This is a genomic window from Mucilaginibacter mali (assembly GCF_013283875.1).
GTDB lineage: Bacteria > Bacteroidota > Bacteroidia > Sphingobacteriales > Sphingobacteriaceae > Mucilaginibacter > Mucilaginibacter mali.
Map to the genome: position 1 here is coordinate 473,795 of NZ_CP054139.1, position 17,086 is coordinate 490,880.

General features: G+C 45.9%; 13 protein-coding genes. 9 read left to right on the forward strand and 4 right to left on the reverse strand.

What is annotated here, in order from left to right; genetic code table 11:
• The first annotated feature begins 296 nt into the window (after nucleotides 1-296).
• Nucleotides 297-1,586, forward strand: coding sequence for a tyrosine--tRNA ligase (gene tyrS, locus HQ865_RS02105; RefSeq protein ID WP_173413297.1), 1,290 nt, complete (start codon nucleotides 297-299; stop codon nucleotides 1,584-1,586).
• A gap of 46 nt (nucleotides 1,587-1,632) precedes the next feature.
• Here tyrS and meaB read toward each other — a convergent pair whose 3' ends face one another.
• From meaB to HQ865_RS02120, 3 genes are all read right to left on the reverse strand, one after another.
• Entirely contained in the window at nucleotides 1,633-2,517 is an 885-nt protein-coding gene (meaB, locus tag HQ865_RS02110) for a methylmalonyl Co-A mutase-associated GTPase MeaB (RefSeq protein WP_173413298.1), read from the reverse strand.
• 340 nt (nucleotides 2,518-2,857) lie between these two features.
• Nucleotides 2,858-3,442 (reverse strand): RNA polymerase sigma factor, encoded by a 585-nt coding sequence (locus tag HQ865_RS02115; RefSeq protein ID WP_173413299.1) that lies wholly within the window; start codon nucleotides 3,440-3,442, stop codon nucleotides 2,858-2,860.
• A gap of 349 nt (nucleotides 3,443-3,791) precedes the next feature.
• Complete coding sequence (locus tag HQ865_RS02120) at nucleotides 3,792-5,648, reverse strand: amidohydrolase (protein ID WP_173413300.1); 1,857 nt, start codon at nucleotides 5,646-5,648, stop codon at nucleotides 3,792-3,794.
• 500 nt (nucleotides 5,649-6,148) lie between these two features.
• On the opposite strand from HQ865_RS02120, the gene uvrA reads away from it, so the two are divergent.
• Together uvrA and nth are read left to right on the forward strand one after the other, a co-directional pair.
• Nucleotides 6,149-9,031 carry an excinuclease ABC subunit UvrA gene (gene uvrA / locus HQ865_RS02125; protein WP_173413301.1) on the forward strand — a complete coding sequence of 961 codons (2,883 nt, stop codon included), beginning with the start codon at nucleotides 6,149-6,151 and terminating at the stop codon, nucleotides 9,029-9,031.
• Nucleotides 9,032-9,215: 184 nt separating this feature from the next.
• Complete coding sequence (gene nth / locus HQ865_RS02130) at nucleotides 9,216-9,887, forward strand: endonuclease III (RefSeq protein WP_173413302.1); 672 nt, start codon at nucleotides 9,216-9,218, stop codon at nucleotides 9,885-9,887.
• 169 nt (nucleotides 9,888-10,056) lie between these two features.
• On the opposite strand, the gene HQ865_RS02135 is transcribed toward nth, so the two are convergent.
• On the reverse strand, nucleotides 10,057-10,563 hold the full coding sequence (locus tag HQ865_RS02135) for a DinB family protein (RefSeq protein ID WP_173413303.1): 507 nt from the start codon (nucleotides 10,561-10,563) through the stop codon (nucleotides 10,057-10,059).
• Nucleotides 10,564-11,042: 479 nt separating this feature from the next.
• Between HQ865_RS02135 and pckA the strand changes: the two genes are divergently transcribed.
• From pckA to HQ865_RS02165, 6 genes are all read left to right on the forward strand, one after another.
• Nucleotides 11,043-12,647, forward strand: a complete 1,605-nt coding sequence (pckA, locus tag HQ865_RS02140; RefSeq protein ID WP_173413304.1) for a phosphoenolpyruvate carboxykinase (ATP) — start codon at nucleotides 11,043-11,045, stop codon at nucleotides 12,645-12,647.
• A gap of 273 nt (nucleotides 12,648-12,920) precedes the next feature.
• On the forward strand, nucleotides 12,921-13,757 hold the full coding sequence (locus tag HQ865_RS02145) for a MotA/TolQ/ExbB proton channel family protein (protein WP_173413305.1): 837 nt from the start codon (nucleotides 12,921-12,923) through the stop codon (nucleotides 13,755-13,757).
• 82 nt (nucleotides 13,758-13,839) lie between these two features.
• Nucleotides 13,840-14,454 (forward strand): ExbD/TolR family protein, encoded by a 615-nt coding sequence (locus HQ865_RS02150; protein ID WP_173413306.1) that lies wholly within the window; start codon nucleotides 13,840-13,842, stop codon nucleotides 14,452-14,454.
• Between the two features lie 4 nt (nucleotides 14,455-14,458).
• Nucleotides 14,459-15,007 carry an ExbD/TolR family protein gene (locus HQ865_RS02155; protein ID WP_173413307.1) on the forward strand — a complete coding sequence of 183 codons (549 nt, stop codon included), beginning with the start codon at nucleotides 14,459-14,461 and terminating at the stop codon, nucleotides 15,005-15,007.
• A gap of 85 nt (nucleotides 15,008-15,092) precedes the next feature.
• Nucleotides 15,093-15,917 (forward strand): energy transducer TonB, encoded by an 825-nt coding sequence (locus HQ865_RS02160; protein WP_173413308.1) that lies wholly within the window; start codon nucleotides 15,093-15,095, stop codon nucleotides 15,915-15,917.
• Between the two features lie 237 nt (nucleotides 15,918-16,154).
• A complete protein-coding gene (locus tag HQ865_RS02165; protein WP_173413309.1) occupies nucleotides 16,155-17,069 on the forward strand; it encodes a PstS family phosphate ABC transporter substrate-binding protein in 915 nt (304 codons plus the stop codon).
• Nucleotides 17,070-17,086: the final 17 nt, after the last annotated feature.

A 17,086-nucleotide genomic window follows, 5' to 3' on the forward strand; every position in this document is an offset into this window, starting at 1 on the left:
CTGTTTTTGATTTTAGCCCGCGCCAATGCAGGTTAATTTGCATATTTGCAGTTCAATGTTGTTTACTACAAGATTTGAGACTGCATTTGGTTTTGTGGACATTTAACCACAAAGTGCACAAAGATCGGATACACAAAGCCCACAAAGCCTTTGTGTCCGAGATCGCTGATCAAAATACTTTGTGTCTCTTCGTGCTGTTCAGTCGGTATTTCTTTGCGACCTTTGTGGTTAAATTAACCACAAGGACACTAAGTAAACGCTATTGATTTACACTTTATAAAATATACTTTGCTATAATGAACTTTGTTGAAGAATTACGCTGGCGCGGCATGCTGCACGATATTATGCCCGGAACCGAGGATATGCTTGCTAAAGGTATGGCATCGGGCTATATCGGGTTCGACCCGACGGCCGACTCGCTGCATGTGGGTAGCCTGGCCCAGATCATGACGCTGATCCACTTCCAGAAAGCTGGTCACAAACCCTTCGCGCTGGTGGGCGGTGCTACCGGCATGGTGGGCGACCCATCGGGTAAATCGGCCGAGCGTAACCTGTTGTCTGCCGATGCCTTACAGCGCAACCTGGATGGTATTAAGGCCCAGTTAGAACGTTTTTTAGATTTTGAAAGCGGCGCTAACAGTGCCCAGATGGTAAATAACTACGATTGGTTTAAGGATTTCCATTTCCTTGATTTTATACGCGATGTAGGTAAACACATCACCGTAAATTATATGATGGCTAAAGATTCGGTAAAGAACCGTATCAGCGGCGATACTGGCATGTCGTTCACCGAGTTTAGCTACCAACTGGTACAGGGCTACGATTTTTACTACCTGTGGAAGAACCATAACTGCGCCTTGCAAATGGGCGGCAGCGACCAATGGGGGAACATCGTGACCGGTACCGAACTGATCCGCCGTAAAGGCGAGGGCCAGGGCGAAGCCTATGCATTAACCACCCAGTTGATCAAAAAATCCGACGGCAGCAAATTCGGCAAAAGCGAAGGCGGCAATATCTGGTTGGATCCCGAGAAAACATCGCCATACAAATTTTACCAGTTTTGGCTGAACACCAGCGATGAGGATGCCAAATCATACATCCGCATATTTACCCTGTTCGATAAGGCTACTATTGAAGGTTTGGAAGCCGAACACGATGCCGCGCCGCATTTGCGCGTGTTGCAGAAAGCTTTAGCAAAAGATATCACCATGCGTGTACACAGCGAAGCTGAGTACGAAAAAGCGATCAAAGCATCCGAGTTTTTATTCGGTAATACCGATATCCAGTTCTTAAGCGAGCTGAACGATGCCGAGGTTTTAGGCCTGTTTGATGGTGTGCCTAACTTCACCATCAGCGCAAGCGATGTAGCCGATGGCATTAACGTGATCGACCTGCTGGCCGATAAAACTGCCGTATTCCCATCAAAAGGCGAAGCAAAAAAGATGATAACCGGCGGTGGTGTAGCTGTTAACAAAGCCAAATTGGGTGGTGTGGACGATGTATTTAATGCATCGCACCTCATCAATGGCAAATACCTGGTAGCGCAAAAGGGTAAGAAGAATTACTTTTTGATAATAGCAGAGTAAGCTTAAAGCTAAAAGACCAAAGCAGAAAGCTTTTTGCTTTAAGCCTTTAGCTTTTTGCTAAAAATTGATACAAATTAAACCCCGGTTTAAGCATAGCTTCAGCAATATCCTGCTGAAGCTTTTTTTTGTCTACACCTGCCATGCGCTGATGCCTGATCAACTGGTAAGCTTTTTCAGCCATTAGCAAAGCGCGGCGGTTATTGACTGTTTGGGGCAGATTACGGATGTACTCAGCTATTTCAGTAATGCCTGTATTTTGCGATGCTACCGCTTTATACACCGGTATGGCGGTTTCCTTTTGATGGATGAGTTTTTTTAGCGTATTATAATAGGTATCGGCACCATCCCTGTCGGCTTTGTTGATGATGTAGGCATCGGCAATCTCCATCACGCCCGATTTGATGTTTTGGATCTCGTCGCCGCTCTCAGGCACCAGCACCAGCAGGGTAGCATCGGCCAATCCGGCTATCTCCACTTCCGATTGACCTACGCCAACAGTTTCTACCATAATATAGTCGAAATCCGCTGCCCGTAGCACATCGCACATCTCGATGGTTTTGGCCGATAATCCCCCCAGCGAACCACGTGTGGCCAGCGAACGGATAAATACACCGGGATGATTAAAGTGTGTAGCCATGCGGATCCTGTCGCCCAGTAATGATCCATAATTGAATGGCGATGTCGGGTCGATAGCTAATATGGCAACGGTCTTGCCGCCGGTAGTTAGTTCGGTAATTAACGCGTTTACCAGTGTGCTTTTCCCCGCTCCCGGAGGACCAGTTATCCCTATCACCGGGGCCTTGCTGCTTAGATCTAAACCACGAAGCAATTCGTCAGCGCCGGGCAGGTCGTTCTCTACCACGGTCAATGCCCGTGCAACAGATTTAAAATCGCGGCAATTTGGTATTATAGGCTGATGACTGGCTGGCATAAGGATGGTAAAGTAACAAAATATTTGGCAGAGTTAGTTCCTTCCTTGGGGAGTAGCTATCGTGTACCCATCTCCTCTGATAAAGAGAAGTTTGTCATTTCGAACCCTTGGAGAGATGGGTACGGCGCGGCAAGGGTGAGAAATCTTATACGTGCAGCCGGTCGCACGTATAAGATTTCTCCTCACGCCACCACACTATCCTTTCCCGGGTTCGTTCGAAATGACAAGTGGTTAATGTAGGTACACGGTAGTTCCCAGGGGAGGGAACTAATGGATTCAAACAAAAAATGCCCCAAACGGGGCATTTTTCAAACATAATTATCTAAAGGAAAGAAATCGACTAATTTTTCAGGCTTAGTTCCTTGTTCTGCATCATTTTGCGCAGGTTATTCAAGGCGTAGCGCATACGGCCAAGGGCGGTGTTGATGCTTACCTGGGTAATGTCGGCTATTTCTTTAAAGCTCAGGTCGCCGAAGTGGCGCATGATCAGCACTTCCTTTTGCTCTTCGGGCAGCAGGTAGATCAGGGCTTTAAGGTCTTTGTGGGTTTGTTCGCGCACCATGCGGTCTTCGGCGCTTTCGTCGTAATTGCCTAAAACTTCAAAAATATCAAAGTCGTCGCCGCCGCTCACCAATGGGGTGCGTTTTTCCCTGCGGAAGTGATCGATCACGAGGTTATGCGCAATACGGGTAACCCAGGGCAGAAATTTGCCTTCTTCGTTATATTTCCCGGCTTTAAGGGTATTTATTACTTTGATAAAAGTATCCTGGAAAATATCCTCGGCCAGCGCTTCGTCTTTAACCAGTAAATAAATGGAAGTGTAAATTTTGGCCTGATACCGCCTGATCAATTCTACCAGCCCGCTCTCATCACCGGCGATATACAGATGGATTAAATCCTGATCACTTTTCAATTGAAAATCCATAGAACTTGTTATACTTTAAATTAAAGTTAAAAACTTAATAATGTCTCGTTTAAAGTAAAGTTCTAATCTATAGGGTTCTCCTTTTATTGTTTTGTGCTTATCCAAATAAAATGATTAATCATTAAAAAAACAAATATTTTACATTTATTAACAAAAACCTGTTTTAAACATTGCTGTATAAAACTACTGTAAAACATTGTTTTGACAGCTGATCACCATCGACAGTTTAAATATAAGAAAAATTTAGTTGATGTTGCAAGAGGAAAAACTATTTTTTTAGTTTTATTTTAAAAACGAGACGGGAATACACCCGTCCCGTTTTTATCTCCATCAGTTAATAGTTCTGCAATTATGCCGTGTAAACGGGTATACCGCCCACCCAGGTTTCCGAAACGGTGATATTACGCATTTGCAAATCTTCGGGTAAGTTAAGCGGGTCGTTCTCCAATATCACAAAATCGGCAAACAAACCGGTGTTTAACGATCCTACCCATTGGTCGGCATAGCATTGCCAGGCCGCGTCATAAGTAACGGCTACCAGCGCTTGTTCGGGTGTAATGCATTCGGCAGGGTTTAGGATATTATTACCGGTATCATCAGGGCCGGCCTCCATAAAGCGGGTAATGGCCTGTTCCATCATCCGCAGGGTGCCTAAAGGGGTAACCTGGTTATCACTGTGCAGGGTAATGCGTAACCCCTTGTCAAGCGTCGACTTGCAGCGATCAAGAAACTGCACCTTCTCCTTGCCAAATATCACCTGACTAAAGGCGTAGCCCCAGTAACCCACGTGCCCTATCAAAAAGCTTGGCGATATGCCCAGTTTGCTCATCGTATCAATCTGGTTGTTTGTAAGCAGCGAGCAATGCTCGATACGATGACGCACAGTATTGCCCGGTTTAACCGCGTTTTGATAAGCCTCTATAGCGAAGGTTACAGCGGTATCGCCATTGGCATGTATCATCAGCGGCCAGCCTTTGTTCACCACTACGTCGGTAACAAGGGCTTCGTATGATGGCGGTACGATTTGCGCGGGCACTCCCGCTTCGGGGAAGTTGAACAAGCCGTAGTTATCGAGCGGATTGCAGCAATAAGGTTCTGATTGATAGCCGGTCAACCCTTGGTTAGATCCATCGGTAACCAGTTTGGCATGCGCGTAATAAACATGCCCGTAAGCTGATGGCTGGGTGTATTGCGGCAAATTATCTACATCCTGGTTGGTAAGGCATAGCTGGGCGGCGCCAACACGTATCTTTTTATAACCCAAATCAAAGTATGCGTCTAATCCTAATTTATAGTCGGGGGTCATGGCGGCATCGTACAAAAAGGTTATCCCGCGCGAGTTAGCCAAAGCAAACAGTTCGTCGAGATATTTTATGGCCGGGATACTTAATATGGCCAGTTGGGCCTTTACCTCAAGCACCTCCAACGCGGGGCGCATTTCGGCTTCCTCCTGCAGCTGGCCTTTTGTTTGCTGCCTGTACTCGTGCAAGGTGCCATATTTTTGCCGTATCGCTTCATTGTTATCAAAGGCAAGTTTAAGCGCCGGGGAATTTACATAAAGCGTATGCATAGATGCGCTTAATAAAAACATCGGTGTTTTTGCATCTATCTTGTCAAGGTCATCGTAGTGTATGGTTTGCAGTTCCATTTGGGCTTCATCCAGCGAAGGGATAAAGGGCATCAGCGCCGGGTCCATGTCTTTGCCAAAAATAAAATCAACAGGGTAGTTTTGGCGGCCTTTTATCACCTTTGCCACATACTCCATGCCGTAATCGGCCTGTAGGTCCTGCCCGTTAAAGCCACCCACATCCAGCCAGCCGGTTGTTAAAGCAGTGGGCATAATGTGCACATGCGGGTCGATAAAGCCCGGCAACAGCGTTTGCGTAGCGCTTAAGGTTTTAGTAGCATGAAACGGGTGATGGAAAAGCATGTACTCCTTTACATGTAATTCCGTTCCAGATACAACAACGTTTCCGTTAGCAATGCCGATAGCCTCAACCGTATCGGTAGATCCGCCTATCATTGGCCTGATGATACCGCCTGTAAATATGGTTGCTTGTGGTTCGGCAGGGAAGATGGACTTCGGCGGCGCGGCCGCGGTCATTTTTTCGCGGTTCTCCTTACTAAAGATGGTTTCGCCTAATATTTCAAAAATGGGATTGTTGCAAGCGCAGTGGGTGCAGCCATGTGTGTGGTGGTGTGCCATGATGTGATAAAATTTAGATTTATATTGAGTTAGTTTATACACCTTGCTATGTATACAAATCAAGTTTATAGAAATAATTTTTGTTGTTGATTGTAAAGGGGATAAGGCCTTTGTTTATGATGATGAAACGGGAATAGGTGAGTGTTAAACAGATTGGTAAGTGTAGGGAATCAACCACAAAGGCCACCAAGAAAGGGAGGCACAAAGTTCACAAAGGATCTGCCTGGTTTAAAATAAGTGTATTTAAAAGTGAGTTTTCTTTGTGGCCTTTGTGAAAACCCTTTGTGTGCTTTGTGGTTCAATTAAAAGCCATGCAGGGTTAAATTTTACTTACAATAGACTGATAATTAAAAGCAAAACCCATTTGGAAAGTGCTAAATTTTTTAGGATTTTTGCGTTCCGCTGAAAGCGGATAGCTGATAGTTAATAGTTCATGGTTCATAGCTGTTCCATTTTTGGCTTACCATGAACCATCAACTATGAACCATGAACTACAACGAATGAGCAAACAAGCAGAAAAAGATCCGCAAAAACATATTATTATAAAAGGCGCCAGGGTGCACAACCTTAAAAATATGGATGTGGCCATCCCTAAGAACAAGCTGGTGGTGATCACCGGCATGTCGGGGTCGGGCAAATCGTCGCTGGCTTTCGACACCTTGTATGCCGAGGGCCAAAGGCGCTACGTGGAAAGTTTATCCAGCTATGCCCGCCAGTTTTTGGGCCGTATGAATAAGCCCGATGTTGATTATATTAAAGGCATAGCCCCGGCCATCGCTATCGAGCAAAAGGTAATTACCAGCAACCCGCGGTCTACCGTTGGTACATCTACCGAGATATACGATTACCTGAAGCTGCTGTTCTCGCGCATAGGTAAAACCATATCGCCCGTATCGGGCAATGTGGTGAAAAAAGATACGGTGACCGATGTAGTGAATTTCATAGCCGCGCAACCCGATGAAACCCAGGTAACCATCCTGTGCCCGCTGCATCCGCATAATAACCGCAGCCTGAAGGAAGAACTGGCGGTACTGCTGCAAAAAGGTTTTATCCGTGTAGAACTGAATGGTTCGCTGGCGCGGATAGAAACCATACTGGAAGATGAGTCGGTAGCCAACAATGCCACTGCCGAACAGGTGAAGATTGTTGTCGATCGTATTGTTAAAAACAACGAGGACGAAACACTCAGTCGTGCGGCAGACTCTGCACAAACCGCTTTCTTTGAAGGTAAGGGGGATTGTTATGTGCGTTATGAACGTCCCGAAGCCTCACCCCAGCCCTCTCCAGGGGAGAGGGAGTTAGGAAATAAAGCTTCTGAAGTCCTCTCCTCTGGAGAGGATTTAGGTGAGGCTTTCTTCTGCGACCGCTTTGAACTGGATGGGATCCGTTTTGAAGAACCTTCGGCCAATTTCTTCAGCTTTAATAACCCTTATGGTGCTTGCAAAAGGTGCGAGGGCTATGGCAAAGTGATCGGTATCGACGAGGATCTGGTGATCCCCGATAAAAGTAAAAGTGTTTACGATGGCGCGATAGCCCCATGGCGCGGCGAAAAAATGCGCGAGTGGAACGACCGCCTGGTGAAAAACGCCATTAAGTTCGATTTCCCGATCCATCGCCAGTATAACCAGTTAACCGAAGATCAGCAGCGCCTGCTTTGGCGCGGTAACCAGTATTTCACCGGTTTGGATGCCTTTTTTAAAGAGCTGGAAGAGCAGACCTATAAGATCCAATACCGCGTAATGCTGTCGCGCTATCGTGGTAAAACTACCTGCCCCGAGTGTAAGGGCAGCCGCCTGCGCCAGGATGCATCGTATGTAAAGATTGCCGGTAAAAGTATTACCGATATTGTACTGATGCCGTTGGATAAGGCGCTGGAGTTTTTTAAAACAGTTGAACTGAGCGCGCATGACGAGAAGATAGGCAAGCGCCTGCTTACCGAGATCAATAACCGACTGATGTTCCTGAACGATGTAGGTTTAAGTTATCTTACGCTGAACCGTCTTTCAAACACGCTTTCGGGCGGCGAATCGCAGCGGATTAACCTGGCTACCTCGTTGGGTAGTAGTTTGGTAGGTTCGGTATATGTGTTGGACGAGCCAAGCATCGGCCTCCACCCGCGCGATACGCAGCGCTTGATCACCGTGTTAAAATCGTTGCGCGATGTGGGTAATACCGTTTTGGTGGTTGAACACGAAGAAGAAATTATGGAAGCGGCCGATTACCTGATCGATATTGGCCCGGCGGCAGGTACCCATGGCGGCGAACTGTGCTTTTCGGGCACTTATGAAGAGATCATTAAAGACGACGACAGCCTTACCGGCAAGTACCTGAGCGGTAAAGAGCAGATAGCCATCCCTACCCAGCGCCGCAAATGGAGCGACTATATAGAGATAAAAGGTGCCCGCGAAAATAACCTGAAGCATGTGAACGTGAAGTTCCCGCTACAGGCATTTACCGTGGTAACAGGTGTATCAGGCTCGGGAAAGACCAGTTTGGTGAAACGCATATTGGCGCCTGCACTGCAAAAAACACTGGGCAATTATACCGGCGAGCAGACCGGCAGCTACGATAGCATTGAGGGTGACTACAATAAAATAGAACAGGTGGAACTGGTAGATCAGAACCCGATCGGCCGCTCATCGCGATCTAACCCGGTTACTTATGTAAAGGCCTGGGACGAGATCCGTAACCTGTTCGCCGCGCAGCCGGCTGCCAAAGCTGCTGGATTAAAACCATCGGCGTTCTCGTTCAATGTGGAGGGTGGCCGCTGCGATGTTTGCCAGGGCGAGGGCGAGGTGAAGATAGAGATGCAGTTTATGGCCGATATCTTTCTGCCCTGCGAATCGTGCAACGGCAAACGTTTCAAGCAGCACATTCTTGATGTGCAGTATAACGAAAAGAATGTTGCCGATGTACTGAGCATGACCATTGACGAAGCGCTGGAATTCTTTAAAAAAGAACCAAAGATCATCAGCAAGATAAAACCGCTGGTTGACGTAGGTTTGGGCTATGTGCAATTGGGGCAATCATCAAACACGCTGTCGGGCGGCGAGGCGCAGCGTATCAAACTGGCATCGTTCCTGGTAAAGGGTAATAATACCCACAAAACCCTGTTCATTTTTGATGAACCGACCACTGGCCTGCATTTTGCCGATATTAAAAAGTTGTTGAAATCGTTCGATGCGCTGTTAGATAACGGTAATACCATTATTGTTATTGAACACAATATGGACGTGATAAAAAGCGCCGACTGGGTGATAGATATCGGTCCCGAAGGCGGCGATAACGGGGGTAAAGTAGTTTTTGAAGGTTTGCCCGAAGATCTGGCTAAAAAGGAAGATTCGTATACAGGTAGGTTTTTGAAGGAGCGGTTCGAGGCTTAGGCCGCGGCGCGGTCACTCACCCGGTCATCGCTGCGCTTGACCACCCTCTCTTGCCTTTGGCAAAAGAGGGGACGGGTTATTCGATACTCCTGCCCTCTTTTCGCGCAGCGAAGAGAGGGTCGACCAGCGTAGCGTAGTCGGGGTGAGTACGCGCCACAATGCAGATCATTAACTATATTCGCACATGCTTAAACAAGAACGCTACCGGCTGTTCGTAGAATACTTTTCAGAACATAACCCCAATCCGGTTACCGAACTGCATTATACCAATCCATACGAGTTATTGGTGGCGGTTATCCTTTCGGCACAGTGTACCGATAAGCGCATCAACCAGGTAACCCCGGCCTTGTTCGATCGTTTCCCTACGCCCGAAAGCCTGGCTTTAAGTACGGCCGAAGAGGTTTTTACCTATATCCGCAGCGTTAGTTATCCTAATAATAAGGCTAAACATTTGGTAGGCATGGCCCAAATGCTGATAGGGGAGTTTGGCGGCGTAGTGCCATCCGATTTAAACCAACTGCAAAAAATGCCGGGCGTGGGCCGCAAAACGGCCAATGTTATCGCCTCGGTAATTTATGATATACCCGCTATGGCGGTTGATACGCATGTGTTTAGGGTAGCCAACCGTATTGGCTTGACCAGTAAGGCCACAACGCCGCTGGCGGTTGAGAAGCAACTTATTAAATATCTTCCTAAACATACTATTGCCATTGCCCACCACTGGTTGATACTGCATGGCCGCTACATTTGCGTGGCCCGCAACCCTAAATGCGATATTTGTCCGTTGACGGGGTTTTGTAAGTATTATGAGAAGGTGCGGACCTCTCCCAAACCCTCTCCGAAGGAGAGGGCTTAAGAAGGTGTACCAGCTTGTCATTTCGACGAACAAGGACTGGCTTGAGCGTTTGCGTGAGGAGAAATCTTATAAGCGCGATAGGCACATCGTATAAGATTTCTACTCACTCCCCACACAGCACCTGCTCTATTCGTCGAAATAACATTGGGGAGAATAGCAGTAAGGGCGATTAACCAAATACCTCTTCCATCATCTCATCGGCGCTTGGGCCGTAGCTGCCCGGGATGCGCACATCCAGCAGGCGCAAGAATACACCCAGCTGCGCACGGTGGTGTGTTAACTGCGAGAACGACATGCGGATCACTTCAGATACCGGCAGGGTGAAGTACACCTGGTCGCCGCTGCGCATGCTCCATGGTTTATCAAGGTCTTCCATGGTTGCGGCTTCCAGTTGCGCCTTCGATTCGGCTAAGCATTTTTCAAGGCAGGCCATCGCGTCGGCGGTATTGGTGAATTGAGTTGGCTTTTCCTCGGTGGCAAAATCCAGTTCGGTAGTAGTCAATGCAATGTTTATCCAACCCGGTATCTCGGCAATGTGGCTTACCAGTTGGCTTACGGTCATGCTTTTTGGGTGTGGCTGCCAGTTGTAGCTATCGTTAGGTACTATGGCCAGCATTTTACGGGTGATCTGGGCTTCCTGCTCCAAACCGCTTAAAAAGAATTCAATCAGGTTCATAATGTATTTGTTTTTTGTTTGTGATGATACAAAGGAACCATGCGTTAATGACAGCCCTATGTCAGCAGGATTTTTGACCGCTGATTTTTTTATGATTTTTTGATTTCGCTGATGTTTTTACAAATCCTGTTATCCTCTAAATCCGTTTAATCACGGTTCAAGACAATCAGCGGTTCAGACATTCCGCAATAGGGATAGCAGTGGAAAGCCCGGAGCGCGCGGGGGATGGTGCCGGGGAAAGGCGAGGACTTGCAACGGATAGCCCGGGCCGCAGGCATTGCCATATTTTGCCATTATTTTAATGATTATAACTGGCATGTTGCTGATACCCCTTAGTGTATTAATGACTAAATATAAAATATTTATAATCAGTTAATTACGTTAGTGTAAAATCTACATATTTAAAATATTTCTTTTATTTTGCTTCCAACTGTGCTATCAAAATTGCTATGTTTGCATAATAATTATAAGCCAATTTAATGAAGAGAGTTCTAAACCAACTACCTGACCTGGGGTACCTGAACCTGGGTGGGGCAGAGGAAGTATTTTATCAGTTAACGCCAGCGCAACTGGTGCAAGCCGCCTTAAAAAGGAACGAGGGCAGCCTGGCCGACAGCGGCGCGTTAGCTATTGATACCGGCAAATTTACCGGGCGCTCCCCTAAAGACCGTTTTATAGTTGAAGACGATGTTACCCGTAACACCGTTTGGTGGGGCGATGTGAATATTAAGTTCGACCCCGCTAAGTTTGACACCTTATATAATAAGATGACCGCTTACCTGAGCGGCCGCCCGTTTTTTGTGCGCGATGCCTGTGCCTGCGCTAACGAAAAATATCATTTAGATGTACGCGTAATTACCGAAACAGCTTACCAAAACCTGTTTGTACACCATTTATTTATTCGCCCTGAGGTGGTTGATGCGAAAAGCAAGCCCGAGTGGACTGTTATAGCCGCGCCCGGTTTTATGGCCGATCCGGCGATTGATGGTACCCGGCAGGAAAACTTCTCGATCATTAACTTCAGCAGGAAAATGATATTGGTAGGGGGTACCGGTTATACCGGCGAGATCAAAAAAGGGATCTTCTCGGTACTGAACTTTATTTTGCCGCACGATAAAAAGGTGCTGTCGATGCATTGCTCGGCCAATGTGGGGCCCGAGGGCGATACAGCTGTATTCTTCGGCTTATCGGGCACCGGCAAAACCACCCTAAGCGCCGATCCGCAACGTAACCTGATAGGCGACGACGAGCATGGCTGGAGCGATTACAGTATCTTTAACTTTGAGGGGGGCTGCTACGCAAAATGCGTAAACCTTACAGCCGAAAGCGAGCCGCAGATATTTAACGCCATCAGGTTTGGTTCGCTGCTGGAGAATATTAACTTTTATAAAGGTACCAGCCGCGTAAACTTTGCCGATGTAGAGAAGACCGAGAACACCCGCGTATCGTATCCGCTTAACTATATTAATAACGCGGTTATCCCATCTATCGGGGCATCGCCAAAAAATATCTTCTTTTTAACGGCTGATGCTTTTGGCATATTGCCACCCATATCAAAACTAACGCCCGAGCAGGCCATGTACTACTTTATATCGGGCTATACCGCCAAAGTAGCCGGTACCGAGCACGGCGTGGTGCACCCTGAAGCTACGTTTTCTGCTTGTTTTGGTAAGGCGTTTTTACCGCTGCACCCTATTACCTATGCCCGTTTGCTGGGGCATAAAATAAAAGAGCACGATGTAAACGTATGGCTGGTAAATACCGGCTGGACCGGCGGGGCCTTTGGTACCGGCAAGCGCATGCGCCTTAAATATACCCGCGCCATGATTACCGCCGCGCTAAACGGACAGCTGGACAATGTGCATTTTGAACCGCACCATATATTTAATGTAAATATCCCGTTAAGTTGCCCTCACGTACCCGATAATATACTTAACCCCCGTAAAACCTGGGCTAACCCTGATGAGTATGACGAACGCGCCAGCGAACTGGCTGCCTTGTTTGTAAAGAACTTTGAACAGTACGCCAAATACAGCACCGCCGAAATATTAAACGCGGGGCCTGCGGTTACTATATCAGTTTAGTTACACACATTTTTATGTTATAGTCTTGCTAATTAAAAAAAATTTAGTTTTCATTGTAAAAAATTGTCTGTAACAGAGACAATTTTTTTGTTTAATACCGTTTAAATAAGCTTGCAAATTGCAAACTTTACAAAACGGCGTATTAAAAAATTATTAATAATAGCAGATACGATTTTTTTATATTAATAAAATTATAAATTTGTTATTCGCATAAAGCGCACATTTAATTAACTTATACATATAAACAAAAACTAAAAACTAAATTTTAAAGTAATGGCAAACGCACCAAAACCAACTACTACACCTGCAAAGAAAGAAGGCGGCTCAGGTTCAAGCATTTTCGCTACCCTGGTAATTCCTATCTGTTTTGTTATCGCGATCCTGATCTTCCTGTTCATTTTGGGCGATCCAAGTCACTACAAAGGCGGCGACGTTGAGCACGGCGAACCATCTGATTACTTTGGTACTGTGCACCGTGGTGGTCCAATTGTACCGGTTCTGATGACCATGTTCCTGATGCTGATCGTTTTCTCTATCGAGCGTTTCGTAGTTATCGGCAAAGCTTCAGGCTCGGCCAGTGTTGCTACATTCGTTCACAAAATTCAAATGTTCCTGAACCAGGGTAACATCGAAGCAGCTTCTGCAGAGTGCGACAAGCAAAAAGGTTCGGTTGCTAACGTAATCAAATCGGGCTTAAAGAAATACAGGGAAATGGAAGCGGAGCAAACGCTTGACGTTGACCAGAAAACTTTGGCTATCCAGAAAGATATTGAAGAAGCTACCGCTTTGGAAATGCCAATGTTAGAGCAAAACTTAACTATCATCGCTACCCTGGTATCTATCGGTACACTGTTGGGTCTGTTAGGTACAGTAACCGGTATGATCCGTGCATTCGCTGCGCTGGGTGCTTCTGGTGCTCCAAGCCAGTCAGCTCTTGCGGTAGGTATCTCTGAAGCGCTTATCAATACCGCTTTAGGTATCAGTACTTCGGCCCTGTCAATCATCATGTACAACATCTTTACATCAAAAATTGACAGCCTGACCTACGCTATCGACGAAACCGGCTTTAGCATCGTACAAACATTTGCTGCGTCTCACAAAAACAAATAAAATTTAGTGCATAATTAGTACCCGGCCTAAGGGGCGGGTACTATACCAAACTCACTAATTTTTTATTTAATTAAACAGCATTATGCCAAGAGTAAAGATTCCAAGAAAGAGCACGGCGATAGACATGACAGCCATGTGCGACGTTGCATTCCTGCTGCTTACTTTCTTTATATTAACAGCAAAACCCCGTACAGATGATCCTGTACCGGTTGATCAGCCAGCATCAACCATAAACGAACAGCTGCCCGAATCGGATGTTGCCGTGCTGACCGTAGGCCAAAAGAAAGTATTTTTTGGTGTGGAAGGCCCTAAAGTGCGCGAGGAGTTATTGAAGCAAATGGGTGCTAAATACAAAATTGAATTTACCCAAACAGAAGTTAACCAATTTGTGGCGCTTAACTCGTTTGGTGTGGATATCAATAACCTGAAGCAATTCCTGGCCCTGAGCGCGGAAGATAAAAAGAACTACGTTCAGCCCGGTATCCCTATCGATACTACCGAAACCAGCCAGTTTTATGACTGGGTGCGCGAAGCCCGTAAAGTGAATGCCAACCTTAACCAAAAGGAACTGAAAATAGCTATTAAAGGCGACAGCAAGGAAGAGTATCCAACCATTGCGATGATGATAAAGGCTTTGCAAAAGCAAAAAGTTAACAAATTCGCGTTAATCACTAACGTTAAATCCGCATTAAAATAATAAGATGGCAGAATTAGATACCTCCGGCGGGGGTGGGAAAAAAGGCGGGAAAGTAAGAACCAAGAAGAAATCGACCCGTGTTGACTTAACAGCGATGGTGGATTTGGCTTTCTTGCTGGTAACTTTCTTTATGCTTACTACCACCCTGAGCAAGCCCAAAGCGATGGACTTGACCATGCCAGATAAAGACGAGAAGAAAAAGGACGAGAAGCCGGTTCCGGAATCGCGTACGCTTACTATTCTGTTAGGAAAAAATAACAAGATAGAGTGGTACCGTGGTTTGCCCGGCAAACCATACCAGGGCACTGCACCTACTACCGATAACTTTGGTAAAGAGGGCATCCGTAAAACTCTGGTTGAACTGAAACAAAAGATAGCACAGGAGTCTGGCGGCCAGCGTATGATCGTACTGGTTAAACCAAGCGACCACTCGGTGTACAAAAACACGGTAGATATTATGGATGAGCTGAATATCGCAAACATCGAGATCAGGGCCATTGTTGATATTTTACCAAGTGAAGTGGAACTTTTGAAAAGGGACGGTAATTACTAAAAATAAAACTAAGATTTTAGTTGTTTATTTCAATAATAAACTATATCTTTAGTCGTTCAATAATTAACAACAAAAATATTATACCATGTTAGGTTCAAAATTAGATATCCTGAAACCAGAATGGCTTGATATTGTTTTTAATGGCAGGAACAAAAGTTACGGAGCATACGAGTTAAGGAAGCAAAATCCTAAAAGCACCGTTAAGGCGCTCTTAATTACACTGCTTTTATTCATTGTAGCCGTTTCAGCACCAACCATTATAAACAAGATCAAAGGCTTTATTCCAAAAGCCCCGCCAAAAGTTAAAATTGTTGAGGTGACGCTTAAACCGCCGCCACCAGTTGATGAAACCAAGAAACCACCTCCGCCACCTCCGGAACCACCAAAACCGAAGGTAGACCAGGTACGTTTCCCACCTCCGGTAGTAAAACCCGATAACGAGGTGAAAGAAAAAGATCCGCCAACCGTTGAGGATTTAAAGGTGGCAGATCCGGGCCCGAAAGATCAGAAGGGTGACCCAACCGCAGCTATCCGTATTGACGAGCCTGTAGGTAACTCTGATACCAAAGCGGTAACCGAGGATACCAACGAGATCTTTACCGCGGTAGAGCAAAGCGCTGAGTTCCCTGGTGGTTTAGAGAAGTTTGGTGCTTACCTGAGCAAGAACATCCGTTACCCGGGTGTAGCCCGCGAAAACAATGTACAAGGTAAGGTGTTCCTTCAGTTCGTAGTTGAACGTGATGGTAGCTTAACCGATATTAAAGTGATACGCGGTATTGGCAGCGGTTGCGATGAGGAAGCAGTACGCGTTATCAAGGCTTCGCCAAAATGGAAGCCAGGTATGCAAAACGGCCGTGCCGTTCGTCAGCAATATACTGTTCCAATTAGCTTCACTTTAGCGGAACAATAAGAATATCAATGTCTTATTTTTATAAACGTGAGCAAAAATCGCCTCAAAGGCGGTTTTTGCTCATTTTAGGAATTGCCCTGTTAGTGAGTATCACCACGTTTGGGCTAATGATATTGTTTTGGGATAAACTGGCCACGGCTATGCATCTTGAAGCATACAACAGGATCGGGTTTGGCGTTATATGTATACTTTATGCCATATTGCGCAGTTCGAGACTGATATTTAAGAAGAACTTGAATGAATAAGATAAAAGGTGTAGCGCTTATTGTTTTAAGCCTGGCATTAACAGCATTAATGCCGGCATGTAAAGACAGGGGCAAGGTTAGTAAAGACACCTTTATGACAGGTACAGCCGATTTTTTAATAGATGAATCGTGCGCACCTATCATTGATGAGGAAGCTTATATTTTTACATCATCGTACCCACAGGCAAAGCCGCGCTTACTGTATAAAACAGAGAACGAAGTACTAAGGCTTTTGCTGAACGATAGCATACCGTTTGCTATCATGACAAGAAATTTAACAGCGGATGAGGCCAAGATAATGGAAGCCCATACTTTGCCGGCCGATGCGAACAAATTTGCCGTCGACGCCATAGCGCTGATCGTAAATAAAACATCAAACGATACGACGATAACCGTATCTGAATTGAAGGCAATATTGCGTGGCGAATCAAAAACGGGGAAAAATGTTGTTTTTGATAACCCCAACTCCAGCCTGGTGCGCTACCTTAAAGATCTGGCAGGCACTAAGGAGCTGACCGCGAAGAATGTATACGCCCTGAAATCAAATAAGGATGTGATACGTTATGTAAGCGAACATCCCGGCGCAATTGGCATTACAGGCTTTGCCTGGCTAAACGACCCGGATAAGGATTATGCCGACGCGGTTGCAAAAATAAAGCTGATGGGTGTGAAGGATGATAAGCGGAAAGATGACATTGGGTTTACTAAACCATCGCAGGAGACTTTGTCTCTAAAACAATATCCGCTTACCCGCTCGTTGTATATTATTAACTGTACGGGCAGGCAGGGTTTAGGATCAGGGTTTGCGTCGTTTTTATTAAGCGACAGGGGCCAGCGGATCATACTAAAATCGGGCTTATTGCCGGAGATAATGCCTGGCAGAGAAATTAACATTGTAAAAGAATAAACTAAAACTATAAATAG